4 protein-coding genes are annotated in these 3,819 nt (G+C 74.0%); 3 read left to right on the top strand and 1 reads right to left on the bottom strand.

From position 1 onward, the window contains the following. Positions 1-38: 38 nt before the first annotated feature. On the bottom strand, positions 39-860 hold the full coding sequence (locus SSBG_RS19515) for a LysR family transcriptional regulator substrate-binding protein (RefSeq protein WP_008747797.1): 822 nt from the start codon (positions 858-860) through the stop codon (positions 39-41). A gap of 60 nt (positions 861-920) precedes the next feature. On the opposite strand from SSBG_RS19515, the gene SSBG_RS19510 reads away from it, so the two are divergent. The 3 genes from SSBG_RS19510 to SSBG_RS19500 all read left to right on the top strand — a co-directional run bounded on the left by SSBG_RS19510 (position 921) and on the right by SSBG_RS19500 (position 3,650). Further along, positions 921-1,316, top strand: coding sequence for a DUF5997 family protein (locus SSBG_RS19510; RefSeq protein ID WP_008747796.1), 396 nt, complete (start codon positions 921-923; stop codon positions 1,314-1,316). 259 nt (positions 1,317-1,575) lie between these two features. Beyond that, a complete protein-coding gene (gene soxR, locus SSBG_RS19505; protein WP_008747795.1) occupies positions 1,576-2,106 on the top strand; it encodes a redox-sensitive transcriptional activator SoxR in 531 nt (176 codons plus the stop codon). A gap of 323 nt (positions 2,107-2,429) precedes the next feature. Next, on the top strand, positions 2,430-3,650 hold the full coding sequence (locus SSBG_RS19500; protein ID WP_037870171.1) for an alginate lyase family protein: 1,221 nt from the start codon (positions 2,430-2,432) through the stop codon (positions 3,648-3,650). Positions 3,651-3,819: the final 169 nt, after the last annotated feature.

Genomic DNA, 3,819 nt, shown 5'->3' with positions numbered 1-3,819 from the left:
GCCTACGCCGCTTGCGGGGCGACGTGCGCCCGCAAGCGCTACGGGCGCTTGCGGGGCTTCCCGCGCTTCGCCGCGCCCCGGGACCCGCCCTTCGCCGAGCCCTTGGGCCCGCCCTTCGCCGTCCCCTTGCCCGTGCCCGCGCCCGAGCCGCGTCGCCCCTGCGCCTTGCCCCCTCCCGCACCCCCGGCGCCACCGCCGCCCGGTCCCCGCTTCCGGCCCCCCGCCGCGCCCGGCTCGGGCGTGGCCGGTTTCGGGCCCCGGCTGCTGTTGACCGTACGGCCGCGGACGATGCCGATGAACTGCTCGACCAGCTCCGTCGTCGCGTCCTCGGGCCAGGCGAGCGCGACGCGTGAGACGGGGGCGTCCGTGACCGTGCGGTACGTGAGGTCGCGGCGGTGGTGGAGGCGGGCGAGGGACTGCGGCACGAGGAGGACGCCGACCCCGGCCGCCACCAGTTCCACGGCGTCCGCGGTCGTGGCCGGGCGCTCGGCCGCGGGGCGGCCGGGCAGGGCCTCCCACTCCAGTACGTCGTCCAGCGGGTGCAGCACGAGTTCGTCGGCGAGGTCGGCGGTGGTGATCTCCTCGGCCGCGGTGACGAGGTGGTCCTTCGGGATCACGACGACGGTGGCCTCGGTGTAGAGCGGGATGGCGCTCAGCTCCGTACGGTCCACGGGCAGCCGCAGGAACCCGGCGTCGGCGCCGCGCGCGCGCAGCTGACCCCCGGCCTCGTCCGCGGGGACGGCGGTGAGGGTCAGCGGGACACCGGGAAGCCGCTCGTTCCAGATCCGCACCCACTTCGTGGGGGTCACGCCGGGAACGTAGGCGAGCGTGAACGAAGGGGAAGCGTCCGAGCCAGTCACGTCCCCAGGCTACCGGCGGCCGCGGCGCACGGAGTCCCGGGCACTCGTTACGCTGGACGCATGACGTCGCACAAGACCGCCCAGACCATGAAGCCCGCGACCGCGGCGAAGAAGCTGGGCGTGTACCTCGAAGCCACCCCCGCCGAGTTCCGGGAGGGCTCCGTCTCGCGCGACGAGCTGAACGCGCTCCAGGCCGATCCGCCCGAGTGGCTGCGCGAGCTGCGCCGCGAGGGCCCCCACCCCCGCCCGGTGGTCGCGGCGCGCCTGGAGATCTCGATCGCCGGGCTCGCGCGCGGCGGCGTCACGGAACCGCTCACCACCGAGCAGATCGAGGCCCTCAAACAGGAGTGCCCCGACTGGCTCCGCCGGGAGCGCGCCACCCAGGCCGAGACGCGCAAGGAGGCCGCCCGCCTCAAGGCCCGCGACGAGGAACGCGCGGCCCGCGACGCCTCGTAGCCCCCGCGCGGCTCCACGTCACCCCGAAGGGCCCGGCTCCGGCGAGACCGGCCCTTCGCCCGTACGGCGGAGGCTGCCCCCGTACGGGCGAGGTTCCGCGTACGGCGGAGGCTGCACGTACGGCGGAGGCTCCCCGTACGGACCAGGCTCCCCGTACGGCCGCAGGGCTCCCCGCGCCCGGGACCCGTCGCCCCTCCCGGAGCCGGAAGCCCGCCCGGAGGCGCCCCGCCAAGTCAAAGGCTCGTTCCAGGAGGCAGCCGTGCCGGAGCACAGCGTCGCGACCGAACTGCTCACCGTCGGTGAGGTGGCGCGCCGCGTCGGGATCGCCACCTCCGCCGTGCGGTTCTACGAGAGCGAGGGGCTCATCTCCTCGGTGCGCACCTCGGGCAACCAGCGCCGTTACCCGCGCCACACCCTGCGCCGCCTCTCGATCGTCGTCTTCGCCAAGCGGCTCGGCATCCCGCTCGCCGAGGTCGCCGAGGTCTTCGCCTCGCTCCCCGGCGACCGGATGCCCGGCAAGCGCGACTGGGCCCGCATCTCGGCCCGGTGGTCCGCCCTCCTGGAGGAGCGCCGCCTCCAGATCCAGCGCCTGGAGAAGGAGCTGGCCGGCTGCATCGGCTGCGGCTGCCTCTCCCTGAACACCTGCACCGCCCTCAACCCGGGCGACGCCCTCGCGACGGAGGGCGCGGGCCCGCAGCGACTCCTCCACGAGCAGCCGCCGGCCGACGAGGCACCCCGGCCCGAGAAGGCACGCGAGCCAGGCCCGGCGGACCCCCGCACCACCTCCTGAACGCCGCCCCCTGAACGCGCCCGCATCACCTCCTGAACGCCGCCCGCGCCACCCCTCCCGCGCCACCTTCCGGTCCCGTACGGGAAGCGGGACCCGTCGCTGCCGGTCGGAGACCCCGTCACACCGCCCCGGCCTGCGGGAAGTTCGCCGCGCCCGCCGGCCCGCAGCACCCCGCCCGTACCCCCGTCCCGGCCGATGCCGTGACAAGCCTTGACGCGTCCATGACCCGAGTCCTACCTTCCGGGAGCCGAGATGTTCACAACCCGGTCCACCATTCACGTACATGAACGAGCGGTGGATCGCGCAGCCCCGAAAGGCCCCCCATGCGCATCGGAGTTGTCTCCCGTTTCGCCGGACTCGCCGCCGCGCTCGGCGCGCTGAGCGCGGCGAGCCTCCTCACCCCCGCCGCCGCCGCTCCCGCCCCGGCGGCAAAGGCCGCCCCCGCCGTCGCCGCGTCCCCCGCCGTCTTCACCCACCCCGGCGTCAACCTCAACTCGGCCCAGCTCTCCTTCGTCCGCGACAAGGTCAGGGCGGGCGCGCAGCCGTGGAAGAGCGCCTACGACCAGATGATCGGGAGCAAGTACGCGAGCCTGAGCCGCACGCCGAAGCCGCGCGCGACCGTCGAGTGCGGCCCCGTCTCGAACCCGAACAACGGGTGCACCGACGAGCGTGAGGACGCGATCGCCGCGTACACCGACGCCCTCGCCTGGTACATCGGCGGCGACGAGCGCTACGCGCAGAAGTCCATCCAGCTCATGGACGCCTGGTCCGCGACGATCAAGAACCACACCAACGACAACGCGCCCCTCCAGACCGGCTGGTCGGGCTCCTCCTGGCCGAAGGCCGCCGAGATCATCAAGACGGTCCACGGCAGCTGGGCCAACTCCGGCCGCTTCGCGACGATGCTCCGCACCGTCTACCTCCCCCAGACCGTCAACGGCTCCGACCGCACCGGCAACTGGGACCTGACGATGCTGGAGGCGGCGGTCAGCATCTCCGTCTTCCTGGACGACCACGCGAGCTACGACCGCGCGATCGGCCACTACCTGGAGCGCGTGCCCGCCTTCGTCTACCTCGCCTCGGACGGCGCGCTGCCGAAGACCGTGGCGAGCCAGAACCTGAACACCCGGGACAAGATCGTCGGCTTCTGGTTCGGCGCCAACAACTTCGTGGAGGGCATGACGCAGGAGACCTGCCGCGACTTCACCCACACCGGCTACGGCATCTCCTCGATCTCGCACGTCCTCGAAACCTCCCGCATCCAGGGCCAGGACCTCTACCCGCAGGTCGGTGAGCGGCTGCGGCAGGCGCTGGGCTTCCAGTCGAAGTACGAGCGCGGGGCGGCCGTCCCGGGCAACGTGTGCGGCGGCTCCGTCAAGCGCGGCCTCGGCCCCATCACCGAGGTCGGCTTCAACACGCTCACCACGCTGCACGGCGTCGCGATGGCCAACACCCAGGCGCTGACCGAGGCGAACCGCCCGGCCGGTTCCAACAACCTCTTCGTGGCCTGGGAGACCCTCACCAACGCCAAGAACCCGAACTGAGAGCGGAGTTCCCGGGCCGCACTCCGGGCCCGATCCGCGCACCGGGCCCGGTCCACGCACCCGGACCGGGCCGCTCACCCCGCCCGGGCGCCTCACCCCGCCCGGGCGCCTCACCGCGCCCGGCCCTCTGGCCGCCCCGGCGACCGGCGAGGACCACCGGGCGGAGCGC

Origin of the sequence: Streptomyces sp. SPB074 (genome assembly GCF_000154905.1) — a bacterium.
Taxonomy (GTDB): Bacteria; Actinomycetota; Actinomycetes; order Streptomycetales; family Streptomycetaceae; genus Streptomyces.
This window is presented reverse-complemented; position numbering and strand designations above follow the sequence as displayed.